At 63.1% G+C, this 19,936-nt stretch carries 18 protein-coding genes; 9 read left to right on the top strand and 9 right to left on the bottom strand.

Features of this window, described 5'->3' with window-relative positions:
* Positions 1–3: 3 nt before the first annotated feature.
* The 5 genes from carA to grpE all read right to left on the bottom strand — a co-directional run bounded on the left by carA (position 4) and on the right by grpE (position 6,080).
* Complete coding sequence (gene carA, locus N8H22_RS18775) at positions 4–1,140, bottom strand: glutamine-hydrolyzing carbamoyl-phosphate synthase small subunit (RefSeq protein ID WP_264592012.1); 1,137 nt, start codon at positions 1,138–1,140, stop codon at positions 4–6.
* Positions 1,141–1,356: 216 nt separating this feature from the next.
* Entirely contained in the window at positions 1,357–2,163 is an 807-nt protein-coding gene (gene dapB, locus N8H22_RS18770) for a 4-hydroxy-tetrahydrodipicolinate reductase (RefSeq protein ID WP_264592011.1), read from the bottom strand.
* A 70-nt stretch (positions 2,164–2,233) separates the two neighbouring features.
* Positions 2,234–3,361 (bottom strand): molecular chaperone DnaJ, encoded by a 1,128-nt coding sequence (dnaJ, locus tag N8H22_RS18765; RefSeq protein ID WP_264592010.1) that lies wholly within the window; start codon positions 3,359–3,361, stop codon positions 2,234–2,236.
* Positions 3,362–3,484: 123 nt separating this feature from the next.
* Positions 3,485–5,398, bottom strand: coding sequence for a molecular chaperone DnaK (dnaK, locus tag N8H22_RS18760; RefSeq protein WP_264592009.1), 1,914 nt, complete (start codon positions 5,396–5,398; stop codon positions 3,485–3,487).
* A gap of 97 nt (positions 5,399–5,495) precedes the next feature.
* Complete coding sequence (gene grpE / locus N8H22_RS18755) at positions 5,496–6,080, bottom strand: nucleotide exchange factor GrpE (RefSeq protein ID WP_264592073.1); 585 nt, start codon at positions 6,078–6,080, stop codon at positions 5,496–5,498.
* 225 nt (positions 6,081–6,305) lie between these two features.
* Here grpE and recN point away from each other — a divergent pair, with 225 nt between their 5' ends.
* Positions 6,306–7,979: a DNA repair protein RecN gene (recN, locus tag N8H22_RS18750; protein WP_264592008.1), complete on the top strand. Its 1,674-nt coding sequence runs from the start codon at positions 6,306–6,308 to the stop codon at positions 7,977–7,979.
* Between the two features lie 63 nt (positions 7,980–8,042).
* On the opposite strand, the gene fur is transcribed toward recN, so the two are convergent.
* On the bottom strand, positions 8,043–8,447 hold the full coding sequence (fur, locus tag N8H22_RS18745) for a ferric iron uptake transcriptional regulator (RefSeq protein ID WP_264592007.1): 405 nt from the start codon (positions 8,445–8,447) through the stop codon (positions 8,043–8,045).
* Between the two features lie 95 nt (positions 8,448–8,542).
* Between fur and N8H22_RS18740 the strand changes: the two genes are divergently transcribed.
* Positions 8,543–9,067, top strand: a complete 525-nt coding sequence (locus N8H22_RS18740; protein ID WP_264592006.1) for an outer membrane protein assembly factor BamE — start codon at positions 8,543–8,545, stop codon at positions 9,065–9,067.
* 59 nt (positions 9,068–9,126) lie between these two features.
* On the opposite strand, the gene N8H22_RS18735 is transcribed toward N8H22_RS18740, so the two are convergent.
* A complete protein-coding gene (locus N8H22_RS18735; protein ID WP_264592005.1) occupies positions 9,127–9,450 on the bottom strand; it encodes an RnfH family protein in 324 nt (107 codons plus the stop codon).
* Positions 9,443–9,877: a type II toxin-antitoxin system RatA family toxin gene (locus N8H22_RS18730; RefSeq protein WP_264592004.1), complete on the bottom strand. Its 435-nt coding sequence runs from the start codon at positions 9,875–9,877 to the stop codon at positions 9,443–9,445. The genes N8H22_RS18735 and N8H22_RS18730 overlap by 8 nt, the downstream gene beginning before the upstream one ends.
* Positions 9,878–10,087: 210 nt before the next feature.
* Between N8H22_RS18730 and smpB the strand changes: the two genes are divergently transcribed.
* The gene (smpB, locus tag N8H22_RS18725) at positions 10,088–10,570 is read left to right on the top strand and encodes an SsrA-binding protein SmpB (protein WP_264592003.1); all 483 of its coding nucleotides are present in this window, start codon (positions 10,088–10,090) and stop codon (positions 10,568–10,570) included.
* A 67-nt stretch (positions 10,571–10,637) separates the two neighbouring features.
* Here the strand turns inward: smpB and N8H22_RS18720 are convergent, their stop codons facing one another.
* Positions 10,638–11,423: a GntR family transcriptional regulator gene (locus N8H22_RS18720; RefSeq protein WP_264592002.1), complete on the bottom strand. Its 786-nt coding sequence runs from the start codon at positions 11,421–11,423 to the stop codon at positions 10,638–10,640.
* A gap of 288 nt (positions 11,424–11,711) precedes the next feature.
* Here N8H22_RS18720 and N8H22_RS18715 point away from each other — a divergent pair, with 288 nt between their 5' ends.
* From N8H22_RS18715 to N8H22_RS18690, 6 genes are all read left to right on the top strand, one after another.
* A complete protein-coding gene (locus N8H22_RS18715) occupies positions 11,712–13,406 on the top strand; it encodes an L-lactate permease (RefSeq protein WP_264592001.1) in 1,695 nt (564 codons plus the stop codon).
* Between the two features lie 95 nt (positions 13,407–13,501).
* Positions 13,502–14,323 (top strand): (Fe-S)-binding protein, encoded by an 822-nt coding sequence (locus N8H22_RS18710; RefSeq protein ID WP_264592000.1) that lies wholly within the window; start codon positions 13,502–13,504, stop codon positions 14,321–14,323.
* Positions 14,320–15,780 (top strand): LutB/LldF family L-lactate oxidation iron-sulfur protein, encoded by a 1,461-nt coding sequence (locus tag N8H22_RS18705; RefSeq protein ID WP_264591999.1) that lies wholly within the window; start codon positions 14,320–14,322, stop codon positions 15,778–15,780. The genes N8H22_RS18710 and N8H22_RS18705 overlap by 4 nt, the downstream gene beginning before the upstream one ends.
* 136 nt (positions 15,781–15,916) lie before the next feature.
* A complete protein-coding gene (locus N8H22_RS18700) occupies positions 15,917–16,588 on the top strand; it encodes a lactate utilization protein (RefSeq protein ID WP_264591998.1) in 672 nt (223 codons plus the stop codon).
* Positions 16,585–19,434, top strand: coding sequence for an FAD-binding and (Fe-S)-binding domain-containing protein (locus tag N8H22_RS18695; protein ID WP_264591997.1), 2,850 nt, complete (start codon positions 16,585–16,587; stop codon positions 19,432–19,434). The genes N8H22_RS18700 and N8H22_RS18695 overlap by 4 nt, the downstream gene beginning before the upstream one ends.
* 180 nt (positions 19,435–19,614) lie before the next feature.
* Positions 19,615–19,920 carry a hypothetical protein gene (locus tag N8H22_RS18690; protein ID WP_264591996.1) on the top strand — a complete coding sequence of 102 codons (306 nt, stop codon included), beginning with the start codon at positions 19,615–19,617 and terminating at the stop codon, positions 19,918–19,920.
* Positions 19,921–19,936 lie beyond the last annotated feature (16 nt).

Below are 19,936 nucleotides of genomic sequence, written 5' to 3'. Positions count from 1 at the left end.
GGCTTAGCGGCGCTTGGCCATGGCTTCGATGAAACGGTCGAACAGTGGCGCGACATCGTGCGGGCCGGGGCTGGCTTCAGGGTGGCCCTGGAAGCTGAAGGCGACCTTGTCGGTACGCTCGATACCCTGCAGGGTACCGTCGAACAGCGACTTGTGAGTGGCGCGCAGATTGACCGGCAGACTGGCCTCGTCGACGGCAAAACCGTGGTTCTGGCTGGTGATCATCACTACACCGGTATCCAGATCCTGGACCGGATGGTTGGCACCGTGGTGGCCGTTGGGCATCTTCACCGTCTTGGCACCGGAGGCCAGCGCGAGCAACTGATGACCCAAGCAGATGCCGAAAACCGGAATATCGGTTTCGAGTACTTCCTGAATCGCCTTGATCGCGTAGTCGCAAGGCTCGGGGTCACCCGGACCATTGGCCAGGAAGATTCCATCCGGATTCAGCGCCAGGGCTTCGCTTGCCGGGGTCTGCGCCGGCAGCACGGTCACGCGGCAACCGCGCGCGACCAGCATGCGCAGGATGTTCCACTTCACACCATAGTCATAGGCCACAACGTGGTACGGCAACTCACTGGCAGGAGTTTCCGGATGACTATCGTTCTGCAGATTCCAGACGCTGGAGCGCCACTCGTAGCGTTCCTTGGTGCTGACCACCTTGGCCAGGTCCATGCCCTTGAGGCCGGGGAAGCTGCGCGCCAGTTCCAGCGCCTTGTCTTCGGTGGCATCGTCCCCCACCAGGATGCAGCCATCCTGCGCACCTTTCTCACGCAGAATACGAGTCAGGCGACGGGTATCGATGCCGGCAATGGCAACGGTACCGTTGGCCTTAAGGTAGTCGGGCAGCGACTGTTTGTTGCGCCAGTTACTGGCCAGCAGCGGTAGATCGCGAATGACCAAACCTGCAGCCCACACTTGAGCCGCCTCCGCATCCTGCGGCGTGGTACCGGTATTGCCGATGTGCGGATACGTGAGCGTGACGATCTGCTTGGCGTAGGAAGGATCGGTGAGGATTTCCTGATAGCCGGTCATTGCGGTGTTGAATACCACCTCACCGATGGTTTGCCCATCGGCGCCGATGGATTCGCCGCGAAAGATGCTGCCATCAGCAAGGGCGAGTATGGCTGGCTTAGTCAAGAGACCTCCCGTAGATCAAGGCTGGAGCAAACGCAGATTGTAAAAAAGCGGGATGACGTGTGAAGGTCATCCCGCTTTTTGTTTGATTCATTTCTGCGCAACTTTTAGTGGACACACTAAAGCGAGTAGCTTACAGAAAACCCCTTTTCGGGTCCAGCCAAAATGGCCGAACAGCGCGCCCGAAAAGAGCAGCATCCAGCCGACCAAAGCAGAAACTCATTTCAGACCAAGCACATCCTGCATGTCATAGAGTCCGGGAGGCTGCTGTTCCAGCCACAACGCCGCGCGCACCGCCCCCTTGGCGAACGTCATGCGACTGGACGCCTTATGCGTGATCTCCACACGCTCGCCATCCGCCGCGAACAACACGGTGTGATCACCTACCACATCACCGGCACGCACAGTGGCGAACCCGATGGTTTCCCGCGCACGCGCCCCGGTCTGCCCCTCTCGCCCGTATACCGCGACCTTCTGCAGATCACGTCCGAGCGCATTGGCGACCACCTCGCCCATACGCAGCGCGGTGCCGGATGGCGCATCGACCTTATGGCGATGATGAGCTTCGATTATCTCGATATCCACCTCATCCGCCAGCACGCGCGCAGCGGTGTCCAGCAGCTTCAGACAGAGGTTCACGCCGACACTGAAATTAGCCGCAAACACGATCGGAATATCCTTCGCTGCCGCCGCCAGCCGCTCTTTCTCCTCAGCCGAGAATCCGGTAGTCCCGATGACCATGGCCTTGCCCGCACGCCGGCAGATGTCCAGATTTTTCAACGTCACCGAGGGGTGAGTGAAGTCGATCAGCACATCGAACTCATCGGCAGCCTTGGTTAGGTCCCCGGACAGCGGCACCCCAAGCCGACCGATGCCTGCCAACTCACCAGCATCGGCCCCCACCAGACTGCTGTCCGGTCGGTCGATGGCGGCGGTCAGCCCCGCAGCACCAGCGGTCTGCTGCACCGCCTCGATCAGAATCTTGCCCATGCGCCCAGCGGCACCCATCACAGCAATACGTCGCATAAATCAGCTCCAGGCTGCATGCACCGCGCAGTGTGGGCAGCTTCAGCGCCCGCACTGCGCGTCACACTGATTACAAGTCCCCGAAAAAGCGCTTCACGCCCTCGAACCAGCCACTAGCCCTGGGCGAGTGTGAACTATCGTTTTGTAGCGTTCCGCGGAACTCTTCGAGCATTTCGCGCTGGCGCTTGCTCAGATTGACCGGCGTCTCGACCACCACCCGGCACATCAGATCGCCGGCAGCACCACCGCGCACCGGCGCCACGCCCTTGCCACGCAAGCGGAACTGTTTGCCGGTCTGCGTGCCTTCCGGGATCTTCAGCTTGACCCGACCGTCCAGCGTCGGCACCTCAAGCTCGCCACCCAATGCTGCATCGGCAAAACTGATCGGTACTTCGCAGTACAGGTGCTTGCCATCTCGCTGAAAAATCGAATGTTCGCGAACATTGACCACGACATAGAGGTCGCCCGCCGGGCCACCCTGAGCGCCGGCCTCACCCTCGCCAGACAGGCGGATACGGTCGCCGGTGTCGACACCCGGCGGAACCTTGACCGACAGCGTCTTCTGCTCCTCCACGCGCCCCTGGCCGTGGCAGCTGCCACAGGGATCGGAAATCATCTTGCCGCTGCCATGGCAGCGCGGGCAGGTCTGCTGCACAGAGAAGAAACCCTGCTGCATGCGCACCTGGCCAATGCCGCCGCAGGTGGTGCAGGTTACCGGACTGGAGCCCTTCTTCGCGCCGGAGCCATCGCAAGTCTTGCACTCGACCAGCGTCGGCACGCGAATGGTGACCGTGGTGCCGCGCACCGCCTCTTCCAGATCCAGCTCCAGGGTGTAGCGCAGGTCGCTGCCGCGCTGCGCGCCGCCACGCGAACTGCCGCGCGCCCCACCGAAGAAGTCGCTGAACACGTCACCGAAGATGTCGGAGAAATTCGCCCCACCGTAGCCTGCCCCAGCGCCTGCACCCATCTGCGGATCGACGCCGGCATGACCGTACTGGTCGTATGCCGCGCGCTTGCTCGCATCGGAGAGCACCTCGTAGGCCTCGTTAGCCTCCTTGAAGGCCTCTTCAGCGGCCTTGTCACCCGGATTGCGATCCGGATGGTGCTTCATGGCTAGTCGGCGGTAGGCCTTCTTCAGCTCCGCCTCGCTGGCGCCGCGCTCGACCCCCAGCACCTCGTAAAAATCACGTTTGGCCATAACTTTCCTGAACCCTCAAATTCATGCCCTCCAGACACGCCGACGCGGGAGCAAGCTCCCGCGCGGCGGTCAGGTCCGCCCGGCCGAAGCCTTGGGCGGACTGGAGCGGAAGCAAGCCGGGGCTTACTTGTTGTCCTTGACCTCTTCGAACTCGGCATCGACCACATCGTCGCCCGCCTGGTCCTTGTCCGCGGCCGGCTGACCTTCGGCACCCTGCGGCTGCTCGGCATACATCTTCTGCGCCAGCGGCGTAGAGGCCTGGGAAACCGCCGCGATCTTGGCCTCGATCTCGGCCTTGTCGTCGCCCTTGATGGCCAGCTCCAGTTCGCCGATGGCTTTCTCGATCGCCGTCTTGTCGTCGGCACTGGCCTTGTCACCGGCCTCGGTCAGCATCTTGCGAGTGGCGTGGACCAGCTGATCGCCCTGGTTGCGTGCAGTCGCCAGCTCCTCGAACTTGCGGTCTTCCTCGGCGTTGGCTTCGGCGTCGCGCACCATCTGCTCGATCTCCTCCTCGGACAGACCGGAGTTGGCCTTGATCACGATCGACTGCTGCTTGCCGGTGGCCTTGTCCTTGGCGGACACGTGCAGGATGCCGTTGGCGTCGATGTCGAAGGTGACCTCGATCTGCGGCATGCCGCGCGGTGCCGGCGGAATGTCGGCCAGGTCGAAGCGGCCCAGCGACTTGTTCTGTGCCGCCTGCTTACGCTCACCCTGCAGCACGTGAATGGTCACGGCATTCTGGTTGTCGTCGGCAGTGGAGAACACCTGCGACTTCTTGGTCGGAATGGTGGTGTTCTTCTCGATCAACGCAGTCATCACGCCACCGAGGGTCTCAATGCCCAGGGTCAGCGGGGAGACGTCGAGCAGCAGCACATCCTTGACGTCACCGGCCAGCACCGCGCCCTGAATGGCGGCGCCCATTGCGACGGCTTCGTCCGGGTTGACGTCCTTGCGCGCTTCCTTGCCGAAGAACTCGGCGACCTTCTGCTGCACCAGCGGCATACGGGTCTGACCGCCGACCAGGATCACGTCGTCGATCTTCGAAACGTCGATACCGGCATCCTTCAGAGCGATGCGGCAAGGCTCGATGGTGCGCTCGACCAGATCCTCGACCAGCGACTCCAGCTTGGCGCGGGAGATCTTCACGTTCAGGTGCTTCGGACCGGACGCATCGGCCGTGATATACGGCAGGTTGACGTCAGTCTGCTGGCTGGAGGACAGCTCGATCTTGGCCTTCTCGGCAGCTTCCTTCAGGCGCTGCATGGCCAGCGGATCGCCCTTGAGGTTCATGCCGGTCTCTTTCTTGAACTCCTCGACGAGGTAGTCGATCAGGCGAATGTCGAAATCCTCGCCACCGAGGAAGGTGTCACCGTTGGTAGCCAGCACTTCGAACTGATGCTCACCATCGACCTCGGCGATCTCGATCACCGACACGTCGAAGGTACCGCCGCCCAGGTCATAGACGATCACGGTGTGGTCGCCCTTGGCCTTGTCCATGCCGTAGGCCAGCGCCGCGGCGGTCGGCTCGTTGATGATGCGCTTGACGTCCAGACCGGCGATGCGCCCGGCGTCCTTGGTGGCCTGGCGCTGGCTGTCGTTGAAGTAGGCCGGAACGGTGATGACCGCTTCGGTGACCGGCTCGCCCAAGTAGTCCTCGGCGGTCTTCTTCATCTTCTTCAGCACTTCGGCGGAAATCTGCGGAGGCGCCATCTTCTGGCCCTTCACTTCGACCCAGGCGTCGCCGTTATCTGCCTTAACGATGCTGTACGGCACCATCTTGATGTCCTTCTGCACCACGTCTTCTTCAAAGCGACGGCCGATCAGACGCTTGACTGCATACAGGGTGTTCTGCGGGTTGGTCACCGCCTGGCGCTTGGCCGACTGGCCCACCAGGGTTTCGCCATCATTGGTGTACGCGATGATCGACGGAGTGGTACGGCCGCCTTCGGCGTTCTCGATGACCTTGACGTTGCCGTTTTCCAGAATGGAGACACAGGAGTTGGTGGTCCCCAGGTCGATACCGATGATCTTGCCCATTTAATCTCTCTCCGAACTTTGATTGGTCCGCGCCTGTTTACCGGCTGCGGGTAACACAAAAACGCTTGGCTACCAGATGGGGATGGCCAGCCCGAATTCAAGCCTTCTCGTCAATTGAAGGCGGCACGTCGGCCGGCGCCTTACTGACCACCACCATCGCCGGACGCAGGAGGCGCCCGTTGAGCAGATAACCCTTCTGGAAGACCTTGAGCACGCTGCCCGGCTCGGCATGGGTACTCTCTTCCATTGCCATTGCCTGATGGTGCTCCGGATTGAACGGCTCGCCATGCGGATCGATCTGCGTCAGCTGATGGCGCGCCAGCGTGTCGAGCAACAGCTTGAGCGTCAGCTCCAGCCCCTCGCGCACCGACTTGACCGCCTCATCGTCCGGCTTCGACAGCTCGAGGCCCCGCTCCAGACTGTCGGCGACCGCCAGCAGATCGCCGGCGAACTTCTCCAGCGCAAACTTGTGGGCCTTCTCCACATCCTGCTCGGCACGCCGGCGAATGTTCTGCAGTTCAGCCGCCACCCGCAGCGACTGATCCTGGGCAGCCGCCAGCTGCTCCTCGAGGGACTGCACGCGGGCAGCCAGATCTTCAGCCGCGGTGGCTTGCGCGGGCTCTTGCCCTTCAGGGGTCTGGTTGTCCAGGTTCTGCTCGTCGGCCATGCATTCCTCCTTAATCTCAGTACGTCGGCGGGCGACAGCCCGCGCTTGTGCCGCTATATGGGGGCACAAAACCTCGCTTCAAGGGCAAAGCCCCTACAGCGTGTCCAGGTTGCCGATGAAGACCTCACCACATAGATCGGCCCGCCGCAGCCCCCTTCGCACCCACGGAGACGCGCGCACTTGAAGCGACACAGAAAACCACTGTATAAATAGCCAGCCACGCAACTCCGGAGCGCCACCATGCTGGTTCATCTTTCGGTTCACAACTACGCCATCGTCGAACATCTGGATCTCGAGCTGAAACGCGGCATGAGCGTGATCAGCGGAGAGACCGGGGCCGGCAAGTCGATCATGCTCGATGCCCTGGGCTTGGCGCTCGGCGACCGTACCGACAGCAGCGTGGTACGGCTGGGTGCTGACAAGGCAGACATCCTCGCCAGCTTCGATCTGGACGACATTCCCGACGCCCGCGCCTGGCTTGCGGAGCGCGACCTCGATACCGAAGGGCCCTGCATTCTGCGCCGCGTGATCACTACCGAAGGTCGCTCGCGCGGCTATATCAACGGCACTCCCTGCCCGCAGGGCGATCTCAAAGCTCTCGGCGAGCTGCTGATCGACATTCACAGCCAACATGAGCACCAATCGCTACTAAAGCCCGACACCCACCGCCGCCTGCTTGATGAGTACAGCGGCAGTCAGGATCTGGCGCGTCAGGTTCAGCTCGCCGCACAGCGCTGGCGCCAGACCCGGCAAACCCTGGAGCGCCTGAGCAACAGCAGCGACGAACAGCGCGCACGCCACCAGCTACTCAGCTACCAGCTGGAAGAACTGGAAAACCTGGCACTGGCCGAGGATGAACTGGAACAGCTGGAGCAGGAGCACAAGAACCTTGCGAATGCCGAACAGCTACTCGGCGCCTGCCGCCAGGTCATGGAACTATGCAGCGAAAGCGATGCGGGCAACGTGCTATCCGCCCTAACGTCGAGCCTGCAACGCCTGAGCGCCTTCCAGAACCAGGCGGGCGCACTTGGCGAAGCGGCCAACCTGCTGGCCAGCGCGCAGATTCAAGTCGAGGAGGCCGTCGGCGAACTCAATCGCTTCATCGATCATTTCGATGCTGACCCGCAACGCCAGCAGGCATTGGAAGAACGGCTGGACGCCATCTATACCCTGGCGCGCAAACATCGCGTACAGCCTACGGAGCTGGTCAGCCTGCAGCAGCGACTGCTGGAAGAGCTGGAGGGCCTGAATGCCGATGATGAAGCGCTTGAACGTCTCACTGAAGAGCTGGCCGCCAATGCGCGCCACTACGAGGAAAAAGCCGGCGAACTCAGCCGCATCCGCCAGGCCGCCGCTGCACAGTTGTCAAGCGCGGTAGAGAACGAGATCCAGCGCCTGGGCATGCCCGGCGGCCAGTTCAGCGTGACGCTCAAGCCGGCTGCGGAAGGCGACTATCCGCCCTACGGGCTCGAGCAGGTGGAGTTTCTGGTCAGCGCCAACCCAGGGCAACCGTTGCGCCCGCTGGCCAAAGTCGCCTCGGGCGGCGAACTGTCGCGCATCAGCCTGGCGATTCAGGTGATCACTGCCCAGACCTCGCGAGTACCAACGCTGGTCTTTGATGAGGTAGATGTTGGCATTGGCGGCCCGACCGCCGAAATCGTCGGCCAGTTGCTGCGTCGACTTGGCGAACGCGGCCAGGTACTGACGGTCACGCACCTGCCGCAGGTTGCCGCCCAGGGTCATCATCACCTGTTCGTACACAAGGCGCGGGGCAGCGACGAAACGCGCACTGCCGTCGCCGAACTGGATGGCAGCGGACGTATCGAGGAGATCGCACGAATGCTCGGCGGCGTCGACCTGACCGAGCAATCACTGGCGCACGCTCGCCAGATGGTCGGCGCGGCACAATCCTGAGCGCCGAGCAGATCGAACAAAAAAGGCGACCCGCAGGTCGCCTTTTTTCATGCAAAGAAGACTTCAGGCCTTCTTGCGCACGTAGAGCACCAGATTGTGATCGACCAGCTCATAGCCGTGCCGTTTGACGATCTCTTTCTGTAGCTTCTCGATTTCCGAATCGAAGAACTCGATCACCTCACCACTATCGACACAGACCATGTGATCGTGATGGCCGCCATCTGCCAGCTCGAATACGGCATGCCCGCCATCGAAGTTGTGCCGAACCACCAGCCCAGCTGCTTCGAACTGCGTCAGCACACGGTAGACAGTCGCCAGTCCGACGTCTTCGCCCGCCTCCATGAGCGCCTTGTAGACATCCTCAGCGCTCATATGACGCCGGTCGGTGGTGTCCAGCATCTGCAGGATCTTCACCCGGGGCAGAGTTACTTTCAGACCAACTTTTCGTAGTTCGCTATTTTCAACCATGGGTGGCTTTCTCGCTGCTGCTGTTTCGCAGCCTCCTTCAATACGGGTATGATCCGGGTTCTTTGCCCAGCCAAGATAGTGGAAGTCACCCACCGATGCAAAACACCAAGCTCATGCTGACCAGCCTCACGCTCGTGGGTTTGTTCGCACTCGCCGGTTGTTCATTTCCCGGGGTTTACAAGGTCGACATTCAACAGGGCAATGTCGTCACGCAGGACATGATAGACCAGTTGCGCCCGGGAATGACCCGCAAACAAGTGCGGTTTATCATGGGCAACCCGCTGATCACCGATACCTTTCATGCCAATCGCTGGGATTATCTGTACAGCATTCAGCCTGGCGGCAGCCCGCGACAGCAGGAGCGTGTGAGCCTGGTCTTCGACGGCAACGACCAGCTGGTCGGCCTGGCCGGCGACTTCATGCCCGGCGTCAGCCGCGACGAGGCAATCCTCGGCACCCAGCCAGCTACGTCCGAGGCACCCGCTGCGAGCAAGCCCGAGACCCAGCAGCCAGAGACGGAGAAACCTGCGCCAGGCTCACTACTCGAACAGATCCAGCGTGAAGTCGACGCTGCCGAACCGGTGGCGGTACCGATACCCGAACCGCTGGACACCGAATAAGCACGCAATAAAAAGCCCGGCCTAGCCGGGCTTTTTATTGCCACTGAAACGCTTACCGCTCAGTTCGCCTCAGCGTCGTCGGCCTTGGTCTTCGCCGCCTTGGCGGCACGCTGCTTGCGCACCTCCTTAGGATCAGCGATGAGCGGCCGGTAGATCTCCACCCGCTCGCCCTCTTCCAGAATCCGCTCGTCCGGCTTGGCTACCGCCTTGCCGAAGATCCCCAGCGGTGCACTCGCGAGATCGAGGCCCGGGAAAAACGCAGCCATCCCCGAACGTAGCGCCGCGTCGCGCACCGAAGTCCCGGCCGGCACGGTCAGGCGCAACAACTTCTGCTTGTCGGCCAGTGCATATACCACCTCTATGGCGATCTCCGGCTTATCCATAGAGCTGCTTCGCCCGATCACAGAACGCATCAACCAAAGTGTTGGCCGCTTGATTGAACAGCGGACCAAGCGTGGCCTTGACCAGTGGACCTGCGTAGTCGAAGGTCAGATCGAGGCTGATCTTGCAGGCCTTCTCTCCTAGCGCTTTGAACTCCCAGATGCCGTGCAGGTGACTGAACGGCCCCTCCTCCAACGTCATTTCAATACGTTTGCCAGCCTGCAGCTCATTACGCGTCTTGAACTTCTGACTGAGGCCAGCCTTGGCGACAGTCATGCTCGCGTGCATCTGCGTATCGCTGCTGGCCAACACCTCGGTGGCGGAGCACCAGGGCAGGAACTGCGGATAGCTCGCCACGTCGTTGACCATGTCGAACAGAGCCCGTGCCGGGTATGGGAGCAGCGCCGAGCGTTGAATATGCGTCGTCATGCGGACCTTCTACTTCGTCATGCCGTCTGCGCTTGCAGCCATCCCGCTGCCGTTCTGCTCCACGAGCAGCCCCGGCCTTGGCAGCACCACCACGGCGCGTGCAAAAAACCGCGACATTGTCAGGGATAAGCGCGCCCCCCTCAAGTTTCACGCAACCACAATGCCGAGGCTGTCGCCAGCCGCGATGCGACTCCCTATAATGCGCCCCCTATGGCCAAACAGAAGAAACAGTCCCCCGGGACCATCGCGCTGAACAAGAAAGCGCTACATGATTATTTCATCGAACAGAAGTTCGAGGCCGGTCTCGTCCTCGCTGGCTGGGAAGTGAAAAGCCTGCGGGCGGGCAAGGCACAGCTGGTCGATAGCTACGTCTTGCTCAAGGATGGCGAAGCCTGGCTGATGGGCAGCCACATCACTCCTCTGACCACGGCGAGCACCCATGTCATCGCCGACCCGACTCGTACCCGCAAGCTGCTATTGAACAAGCGCGAGCTAGGCAAGTTGTTCGGTGCCGTGCAGCAGAAGGGCTACGCCTGCGTGGCGCTGTCGCTGTACTGGAAGAAGCACATGATCAAGTGCGAGATCGCCCTGGGCAAAGGCAAGAAGGAGTTCGACAAGCGCCATACCGAGAAGGAGCGCGACTCCGCCCGTGAGATCCAGCGAGCCATGCGCACCAAAGGCAAGGACGACTGAATCGTTCGCCGCTCTCACCCGCCTAAGATCCCCTCCCGAGCACGCCCGCCCCGCAGGCGTGCCCTCCTCAAGCCTTGTGTCCCACCCGCTCGCCATGGCGGCGCTGCGCGCGAGCCAGACGTTGAGCCTCCTGCTGCCCTTCGGCGAGCACCTCCTGCACGTAATTAATGTGCCGATGGATCACGTCGCGGGCCTCGCTCGCGCGCCGCGCCATGATCGCCTCGTACAGCTCGCTATGCTGGCTCATCAGCATGTGCCGCGTTTCATCGCGCAGGGCGTACATTCCGCCAATGTTGGTCACGACATTGCGCTTTAGCAGATCGAAGAGACCACGAATGGTATGCAGCAGCACGGCGTTATGGCTGGCTTCCGCGATGGCCAGATGGAACTGGGCATCGGCCGCCCCCTCCTCTGCGCGGGTGACCGTACCCTCACGGGCGTAGCAATCCTGCAGTGCGGCGAAGGCCTCGGTCAGCCGCTGCTGGTCCACCTCGGTGGCGCGCATGGCAGCGTAATAGGCGCAACTGCCTTCCAAGGTATGCCGGAACTCCAACAGATCACGCTGTGCGTCACGGTTGTTCTCCAGCAGGTGCAACAATGGATCGCTGAACGTGGAGCCCAGAGACTCGGCGACGAAATTGCCGCCGCCGTGCCGACTGATCAGCAACCCCTTGGCAGCGAGCTTCTGGATCGCCTCACGCAGTGACGGGCGCGATACGCCGAACTGTTCGGCCAATGCGCGCTCGGCGGGCAGCCGCTCACCGGCCTTGAGCGTACCTTCCAGAATCATGGTTTCCAGCTGCGCAACGATGTCATCGGCCAGCCGCCGCTGGCGCACCACTCCCACTTCCATCGCGAATCCCGCTCTCGATTGGTTTGACCACTTTAAATGTCATGCCAGCCTAACGGCGCCCGAATGGCCCCGCAACACCGCAGCGTACTACCAATGTCTAAAGTTGCTGAATTGACGCATCCAAGCGCGACCTCTTACGCTGGCGTCTCGCACCGATAAATTGGTATTACCACTTTACAGTGCGAATCCCAACAAGAAGAGGACGACCCATGAAGTCGTATCGAATTCGCCAATCCTCGGTCTCTATCGACCCCATCCAGCGCCTTGTGACGGCGGGAGTCTGAATCCATGTCAAACGGCCTTCTCGCGTTCTTCGCGTTTTCCCCAATTCTGCTTGCTGCCATCCTGCTGATCGGCCTGCGCTGGCCCGCCAAGCGCGCCATGCCGCTGGTGTACCTGCTCACCGCGGGTATCGCGCTGTACGTCTGGGACATGAGTTTCAACCGCGTACTCGCTTCGACCGTACAAGGTCTGGTGATCACCGCCGGCGTCCTGTGGATCATCTTCGGCGCAATCCTGCTGCTCAATACGCTCAAGCACTCCGGTGGCATCACCGCCATCCGTGCTGGTTTTACCACTATCAGCCCCGATCGCCGCATCCAGGCCATCATCATCGCCTGGCTGTTCGGCTGCTTCATCGAAGGCGCTTCGGGCTTCGGCACCCCGGCAGCCATCGCCGCGCCGCTGCTGGTCGCCATCGGTTTCCCGGCCTTGGCCGCGGTCATCCTCGGCATGCTGGTGCAGTCGACACCGGTGTCCTTCGGCGCTGTCGGCACACCGATCATCATCGGCATCAACGGCGGTCTGGACACCGCGACGCTGGCTGCGCAACTGACCGCCCAAGGTTCCAGCTGGCCGGCCTTCCTGCAGCTGATCACCAGCGAAGTGGCGATTCTCCACGCCGTGACCGGCACCATCATGCCGCTGATCATGGTGCTGATGCTGACCCGCTTCTTCGGCAAGGAAAAAAGCTGGAAGGCCGGTTTTGAAGTGCTGCCCTTCGCCCTGTTCGCCGGTCTGGCCTTCACCCTGCCCTACGTCGCCACCGGCATCTTCCTCGGCCCGGAGTTCCCCTCCCTGCTGGGCGGGCTGATCGGCCTGGCCATCGTCACCAGCGCCGCCCGTTTCGGCTTCCTGGTTCCGAAGAAATCCTGGGACTTCGCTGATGCCAAGGAATGGCCGAGCGAGTGGCTCGGCAGCATCGAGATGAAGCTCGAAGAACTGACCGCCAAGCCGATGAGCACCTTCCGCGCCTGGCTGCCCTACGTACTGGTCGGCGCGCTGCTGGTGATCAGTCGCACGGTTCCGGAAGTCGGCGCCTTCATGAAGTCCGTCGTGCTGGTCTTCCCGGACATCCTCGGCGAGGCCGGCATCAAGGCCGACTTCATGCCGCTGTACCTGCCGGGCGGCATTTTGGTCGCCGTAGTCATCGCCACGTTTTTCCTGCATGGCATGAAGGTTCGCGAACTGGCCGCTGCGGTCGGTGAATCGAGCAAGGTGCTGATCGGCGCCGGCTTCGTGCTGCTGTTCACCGTGCCGATGGTGCGCATCCTGATCAACTCCGGCGTCAACACCGCAGAACTGGCGAGCATGCCGATCACCATGGCGCGCTACGTGGCCGATAGCGTGGGTTCGGTCTATCCGCTGCTGGCACCAAGCATCGGCGCACTGGGTGCCTTCATCGCCGGCTCCAACACTGTCAGCAACATGATGCTCAGCCAGTTCCAGTTCGGCGTCGCGCAGAACCTTGGCATCTCCGGCGCATTGATCGTCGCCGCTCAGGCGGTAGGGGCAGCGGCGGGCAACATGGTGGCGATCCACAACGTCGTCGCTGCCTCCGCTACAGTGGGGTTGCTAGGCCGCGAAGGAACTACGCTTCGCAAGACGGTATGGCCAACGCTGTACTACGTTCTGGTCTCGGGCCTACTGACGCTGATCGCGATCTACGTGATGGGCGTGAGCGACCCGCTGGTCGGAGTGTGATTCAACCGTGATGTCTTGCCCCGCCCATGCGGGGCAAGAGCGTTTCCAACATCCCGCAGTTTGCGGATAACCGGGTCCACCCGGAGACCAAGCCGATGAGCGAACTCTTCTACGATGCTGCGCCGAACGCTACCCGCGTCGCGCCGCCGCTGCCCAAACCACGCGAGTATCCGGCCAAGCCGAGCCAGGTCTACCTGTTCGGAACCTGCGTGGTGGATCTGTTCTATCCCGAGGCTGGCCTGGATGCCATCCGTCTGCTCGAACGCGAAGGACTGACCGTGCACTACCCGCAGGGCCAGACCTGCTGCGGCCAGCCGGCCTACACCACCGGCTATACCGACGAGGCGCGCAAGGTGGCCCGTGCGCAGCTGGCACTGTTCGCCAACGACTGGCCGGTGGTCGTCCCTTCCGGTTCCTGCGCCGGCATGCTGCGCCACCACTATCTGGACCTGTTCAAGGACGAGCCGGCCACGCTGAAGCAGGCCCAGGCGCTGGCCGAGCGCACCTTCGAGCTGGCCGAGTTCCTGCTCAACGTCTGCAAGGTCGAGTTCAAGGACGCCGGCACACCGACCAAGGTTGCCCTGCACACCTCCTGCTCAGCCCGTCGCGAGATGAACACCCACCTGCACGGCCGTGCCCTGCTCGCCCAGCTGGGCCAAGTCGAGCGCGTCGAGCATGATCACGAGAGCGAATGCTGCGGCTTCGGTGGCACCTTCAGCGTGCGCATGCCCGATATCTCCGGCGCCATGGTGCTGGACAAGACCCGCGCGCTGAAGGAATCCGGCGCGCATCAGGTGGTCAGCGCCGACTGCGGCTGCCTGATGAACATCAATGGCTCGCTGGAAAAGCAGCGCGAAGCCCTGCGCGGCCAGCACCTGGCGAGCTTCCTCTGGCAACGCACCGGAGGTGCCCGATGAACGCCGAACAGCGCATCCCCGCGGTACAGATCGAGAACGCCGGCGACCCGGACTTCCGCGCCCGCGCGCGCAAGTCGCTGAAGGACGAGCAGCTGCGGCGCAACTTCCGCACCGCCATGGACTCGCTGATGACCAAGCGCGCCGCGGCCTTCAGCGATGCCGACGAACGCGAGCGGCTGCGCGAGATGGGCAACCATATCCGCGCCCGCGCACTGTCCAAGCTGCCCGAACTGCTCGAGCGGCTGGAAACCAACCTGACCCGCAACGGTGTGAAGGTGCACTGGGCGGAGACGGTCGAAGAGGCGAACGACATCGTCCTCGGGATCGCCCGCGCTCACGAGGCGCGCCAAGTGATCAAGGGCAAATCGATGGTCAGCGAAGAAATGGAGATGAACCATTTCCTCGAAGGCCATGGCATCGAATGCCTGGAATCGGACATGGGCGAGTACATCGTCCAGCTCGACCACGAAAAGCCTTCCCATATCATCATGCCGGCGATCCACAAGAACGCCGGCCAGGTCGCGTCCCTGTTCCACGACAAGCTTGGCGTGGAGTACACCAAGGACGTCGACCAACTCATTCAGATCGGCCGCCGCACGCTGCGCCAGAAGTTCTTCGAGGCCGACATCGGCGTCTCCGGGGTCAACTTCGCGGTGGCCGAGACCGGCACCCTGCTGCTGGTGGAGAACGAAGGCAACGGCCGCATGAGTACCACCGTGCCGCCGGTGCATATCGCCGTCACCGGCATCGAGAAGGTCGTGGAGAACCTGCGCGACGTCGTCCCGCTGCTCTCCCTGCTGACCCGCTCGGCGCTGGGCCAGCCGATCACCACCTACGTCAACATGATCTCCGGCCCGCGCAAGGCGAACGAGCTGGACGGCCCGCAGGAAGTGCACCTGATCCTGCTGGACAACGGCCGCAGCCAGGCCTTCGCCGACAGCGAGCTGCGCCAGACGCTCAACTGCATCCGCTGCGGCGCCTGCATGAACCACTGCCCGGTGTACACCCGCGTCGGCGGCCACACCTACGGCGAGGTCTATCCCGGGCCGATCGGCAAGATCATCACCCCGCACATGGTCGGTCTGGACAAGGTGCCGGATCACCCCAGCGCCTCGTCGCTGTGCGGCGCCTGCGGCGAAGTCTGCCCGGTGAAGATTCCAATTCCGACCCTCCTGCGCCGTCTGCGCGAGGAGAACGTCAAGGCACCGGACGACCCACACAAGGTCATGCGCGGCCAGGGCGCCAAGTACTCGCGGCAAGAACGGCTGATCTGGGCCGGCTGGCGCCTGCTCAATAGCAGCCCGACGCTGTACCGCCTGTTCGGCTTCTTCGCCACCCGCCTGCGCGCCCTGACGCCGTCGAACATCGGCCCCTGGACGCAGAATCACAGCGCACCGAAACCGGCCGCCCGCTCGCTGCACGAGCTGGCCAAGGCACACCTGGAGGGCAAGCGATGAGCCTCGACCGCTGCCGCCTCAACACCCGTGTGGACAAGGCTGCGCCGTTGTCCACCCTACGCCGGCCTGCGGGCTCCGTAGGGTGGAAAACAAGCGCAGCTTTTTTCCACCAACGTGCCGTTTCCGGGAGCCTGACATGAGCGCCAAAGCCAACATTCTCGCCAAGCTGAACACGAGCTTGGAAGGCACCACACCGATCGTCGATGACTACGACGAGTCGCTGGTTACCCAGCCGTGGACTTACCCCGCGGAGCAGCGTATCGCCCGCCTGCGCCAGCTGATGGAAGCTGTGCACACCGAGATCCATCTGACCACCGATGCCGGTTGGCCCGCCCTGCTCGAACAGCTGCTGCACGACCGCCAGCTGCCGAGCCTGCTGATCGCCCCAACCACGCCGTACGGCCAGCGCTTCACCGCGTATTGCGCCGGCCGTGAAGGCCTGCCGACGCTCAAGGCTTACGACCGCCCGGTCGAGGAATGGAAGGACGAGCTGTTCAACGACACCCCGGCCAGCCTCACCGGCACCCTCGGCGCCATCGCCTCCACCGGCAGCCTGATCATGTGGCCGACCCGCGAGGAACCACGCCTGATGAGCCTGGTGCCGCCGGTGCATTTCGCCATCCTCAAGGCCAGCGAAATTCACGACAACTTCTACGAGATCCAGCAGAAGTTTCACTGGGCCGCCGGCATGCCGACCAATGCACTGCTGGTCTCCGGCCCGTCGAAGACCGCCGACATCGAGCAGGTGCTGGCCTACGGCGCCCACGGGCCGAAAGATCTGGTCTTGCTGATCCTGGAGGACGCATGAACGCGGCCGCCCAGCTCGAACGTGCGCCGCTGCCGGCGGCGTTCATCCGTGAAGTCGAACGCCTGATCCCCGCCGAACGTCGCTTCGACGACCCGGTTTCCACTCTCGCCTTCGGCACCGACGCAAGTTTTTACCGGCTGATTCCCAAGCTGGTGGTGCGCGTCGAATCCGAAGCCGAAGTGGTCAGGCTGCTCAAGCTGGCGCATGCCGAGAACGTGCCGGTGACCTTCCGCGCCGCCGGCACCAGCCTGTCCGGCCAGGCGATCAGCGACTCGGTGTTGATCGTGCTCGGCGACAACTGGAACGGCCGCGAGATTCGCCACGGCGGCGCGCAGATCCGCCTGCAACCCGGCGTCATCGGCGCCAACGCCAACGCGGTGCTCGCGCCCTTCCAGCGCAAGATCGGCCCCGACCCAGCGTCGATCAACGCGGCGAAGATCGGCGGCATCGTCGCCAACAATTCCAGCGGCATGTGCTGCGGCACCGCACAGAACAGCTACAAGACCCTCGCCGGCCTGCGTGTGGTGCTGGCCGACGGCACCGTGGTCGACAGCGAGGATGCCGCCAGCGTCGCCGCGTTCCGCCAGAGCCATGCGGCGCTGCTCGAGCAACTGGCCGAGCTGGGCCGCGAGACCCGCGCCAATGCCGAGCTGGCGGCGAAGATCCGCCACAAGTATCGGCTGAAGAACACCACCGGCTTTTCGCTCAATGCGCTGGTCGACTACGACGAGCCGCTGGATATCCTCAATCACCTGATGGTCGGTTCCGAAGGCACGCTGGGCTTCATCAGCGCGGTGACCTACGACACCGTACCGGACCATCCGCACAAGGCCAGCGCGCTGGTCGTGTTCCCCGACGTGGAAACCTGCTGCCTCGCCGTGCCGGTGCTCAAGCAGCAGCCGGTATCGGCGGTTGAGCTGCTCGACCGGCGCAGCCTGCGCTCGGTCGAGCACAAGGCCGGCATGCCCGAGTGGGTGAAGGAACTGTCGCCGACGGCCTGCGCGCTCCTGATCGAATCGCGCGCCGCCAGCCAGTCGCTGCTGCACGAGCAGATCAACCTGATCATGACCTCCATCGCGCATTTCCCGGTGGAAAAGCAGGTCGACTTCAGCGAAGACCCGGTGGTCTACAACCAGCTTTGGAAGATCCGCAAGGACACCTTCCCGGCAGTCGGCGCCGTGCGCCAGACCGGCACCACGGTGATCATCGAAGACGTCACCTTCCCCGTCGAGCGCCTGGCCGAGGGTGTCAACCGCCTGATCGAACTGCTCGACAAGCACCGCTACGACGAGGCGATCCTCTTCGGCCATGCGCTGGAGGGCAACCTGCACTTCGTCTTCACCCAGGGCTTCGATGACCCGGCGCAGGTCGCTCGCTACGAGGCCTTCATGGGCGAAGTGGCGCAACTGGTAGCCGTCGAATTCGGCGGCGCGCTCAAGGCCGAGCACGGCACCGGGCGCAACATGGCGCCCTTCGTCGAGCTGGAATGGGGCAGCGAAGCCTACGCGCTGATGTGGAAGATCAAGCGCCTGCTCGACCCCACCGGCATCCTCAACCCGGACGTGGTGCTCTCCGAAGACCCGGACATCCACCTGAAGAACCTCAAGCCCTTGCCGGCCGCCGACGAAATCGTCGACAAGTGCATCGAATGCGGCTTCTGCGAGCCGGTCTGCCCGTCCAACGGCCTGACCCTCACCCCGCGCCAGCGCATCGTCATCTGGCGCGACATCCAGGCGCGCAAACGTGCCGGCGTCGACACCACGGAAATCGAGCGGCTCTACCACTACCACGGCGTCGAAACCTGCGCGGCCACCGGTCTCTGCGCCCAGCGCTGCCCAGTGGGCATCAATACCGGCGACCTGGTGCGCAAACTGCGCGGCCGTGAGGCGAACAAAACCGGCACCGCCAACTGGCTGGCCGAGCATTTCGCCACCGCCGTGCAAGGCACCCGCTTCATGCTGCATGTGGCCAACGGTGCGCACTTGATCATGGGCACCAAGAATCTGGCCAAGCTGTCTTCGGCGATGACCAATGCCAGCAAAGGGCGCGTGCCACAGTGGACGCCGTCCACGCCGCAGCCACTGCAACGCCTGCACCTGCCCAAGCCAGCTACCGGCGACGAGCGCCCACGGGTGGTCTACCTCGCCGCCTGCGTTTCCCGTGCCATGGGCCCGGCGGCACGCGATCAGGAACAGGAGCCGCTGCTCGACAAGACCCGCAGCCTGCTGGAAAAGGCCGGCTACCAGGTGATCTTCCCCGAACAGTTGAACGACCTGTGCTGTGGCCAGCCGTTCGCCTCCAAGGGCTACGCCGAGCAGGGCGAACGCAAGCGCCAGGAAATGCTCGATGCGCTGCTCAAGGCCAGCCGCGGCGGGCTCGACCCGATCTACTGCGACACCAGCCCCTGCACCCTGCGCCTGGTCCAGGGCCTGACCGATCAGCGCCTGGACCTGTACGACCCGGTGCGCTTCATCCGCACGCATCTGCTCGACCGGCTGGACTTCGTCCCGCAGGACAAGCCGATCGCCGTGCACGTCACCTGCAGCACCCAGCACCTGGGCGAGGCGCAGGCGCTGATCGACATCGCCCGCCACTGCGCCAAGGAAGTCGTGGTGCCCGAAGGCATCCACTGCTGCGGCTTCGCTGGCGACAAGGGTTTCACCACGCCGGAGCTGAACGAGCACGCGCTGCGCAGCCTGAAGAACGCCGTGCAGATCTGCGACGAAGGCATCTCCACCAGCCGCACCTGCGAGATCGGCCTGTCGCGTCATGGCGAGATCGACTACCACGGTCTGGTCTACCTGGTCGACCGCGTAACCCGGCCCAAGGTCAGCGCATCGCTCTAACTCGCCGCATACGGCCCCGTGCGCAATGCCGGGGCCGCTGCGTTTGTGGCATTTCGATGAACGCTCAAGCGTAATCGCAGTCGGAATTTCAGAGCCCCTGACGGGTTCGATTCGACTCGGCGCCGCCGCTTTATCCGTTCATCAGGCGGACCGGGAAGTCCAAAGACTGGAGGACCCACAATGAAAATTCACGCTTTGCTCGCATCCGCCGTGCTGCTCGCCAGCCCCGCCGTTTTCGCCCAAGACGATCTGTGTCAGCTCAACCTGCAGGAAATCGACGACAACATGGCCACCAACATGGCCACCCTCGGGGAACCGGCCAAGAGCCAGGTCGAGGAATCCGTCCAACAGGCCAAACAGGCTCAGCAAGCGGGAGACACCGAGGCCTGCATCGCCCATTCCACCAAAGCCCTGCAGGCACTCAAAGGTCCGGGTAGCTCCGGCAGCGGCGGCACCAGCGGCTCAGGCTCCGGCGCAGGCAACTGAGCCCGCGGTGGCGGGG

The sequence above is a fragment of the Stutzerimonas sp. S1 genome (assembly GCF_025966695.1).
Classification (GTDB): Bacteria; Pseudomonadota; Gammaproteobacteria; order Pseudomonadales; family Pseudomonadaceae; genus Stutzerimonas.
This window is presented reverse-complemented; position numbering and strand designations above follow the sequence as displayed.

What these genes read in the sequence shown, in the direction of transcription:
- fur (WP_264592007.1), bottom strand. Translation starts at nt 8,447, where the DNA reads ATGGTTGAAAATAGCGAACTACGAAAAGTTGGTCTGAAAGTAACTCTG.
- N8H22_RS18715 (WP_264592001.1), top strand. Translation starts at nt 11,712, where the DNA reads ATGTCAAACGGCCTTCTCGCGTTCTTCGCGTTTTCCCCAATTCTGCTT.
- N8H22_RS18730 (WP_264592004.1), bottom strand. Translation starts at nt 9,877, where the DNA reads ATGACGACGCATATTCAACGCTCGGCGCTGCTCCCATACCCGGCACGG.
- N8H22_RS18740 (WP_264592006.1), top strand. Translation starts at nt 8,543, where the DNA reads ATGCAAAACACCAAGCTCATGCTGACCAGCCTCACGCTCGTGGGTTTG.
- dnaK (WP_264592009.1), bottom strand. Translation starts at nt 5,398, where the DNA reads ATGGGCAAGATCATCGGTATCGACCTGGGGACCACCAACTCCTGTGTC.
- N8H22_RS18700 (WP_264591998.1), top strand. Translation starts at nt 15,917, where the DNA reads ATGAGCGCCAAAGCCAACATTCTCGCCAAGCTGAACACGAGCTTGGAA.
- smpB (WP_264592003.1), top strand. Translation starts at nt 10,088, where the DNA reads ATGGCCAAACAGAAGAAACAGTCCCCCGGGACCATCGCGCTGAACAAG.
- N8H22_RS18705 (WP_264591999.1), top strand. Translation starts at nt 14,320, where the DNA reads ATGAACGCCGAACAGCGCATCCCCGCGGTACAGATCGAGAACGCCGGC.
- dnaJ (WP_264592010.1), bottom strand. Translation starts at nt 3,361, where the DNA reads ATGGCCAAACGTGATTTTTACGAGGTGCTGGGGGTCGAGCGCGGCGCC.
- recN (WP_264592008.1), top strand. Translation starts at nt 6,306, where the DNA reads ATGCTGGTTCATCTTTCGGTTCACAACTACGCCATCGTCGAACATCTG.
- N8H22_RS18710 (WP_264592000.1), top strand. Translation starts at nt 13,502, where the DNA reads ATGAGCGAACTCTTCTACGATGCTGCGCCGAACGCTACCCGCGTCGCG.
- N8H22_RS18720 (WP_264592002.1), bottom strand. Translation starts at nt 11,423, where the DNA reads ATGGAAGTGGGAGTGGTGCGCCAGCGGCGGCTGGCCGATGACATCGTT.
- dapB (WP_264592011.1), bottom strand. Translation starts at nt 2,163, where the DNA reads ATGCGACGTATTGCTGTGATGGGTGCCGCTGGGCGCATGGGCAAGATT.
- N8H22_RS18690 (WP_264591996.1), top strand. Translation starts at nt 19,615, where the DNA reads ATGAAAATTCACGCTTTGCTCGCATCCGCCGTGCTGCTCGCCAGCCCC.
- N8H22_RS18735 (WP_264592005.1), bottom strand. Translation starts at nt 9,450, where the DNA reads ATGGATAAGCCGGAGATCGCCATAGAGGTGGTATATGCACTGGCCGAC.
- N8H22_RS18695 (WP_264591997.1), top strand. Translation starts at nt 16,585, where the DNA reads ATGAACGCGGCCGCCCAGCTCGAACGTGCGCCGCTGCCGGCGGCGTTC.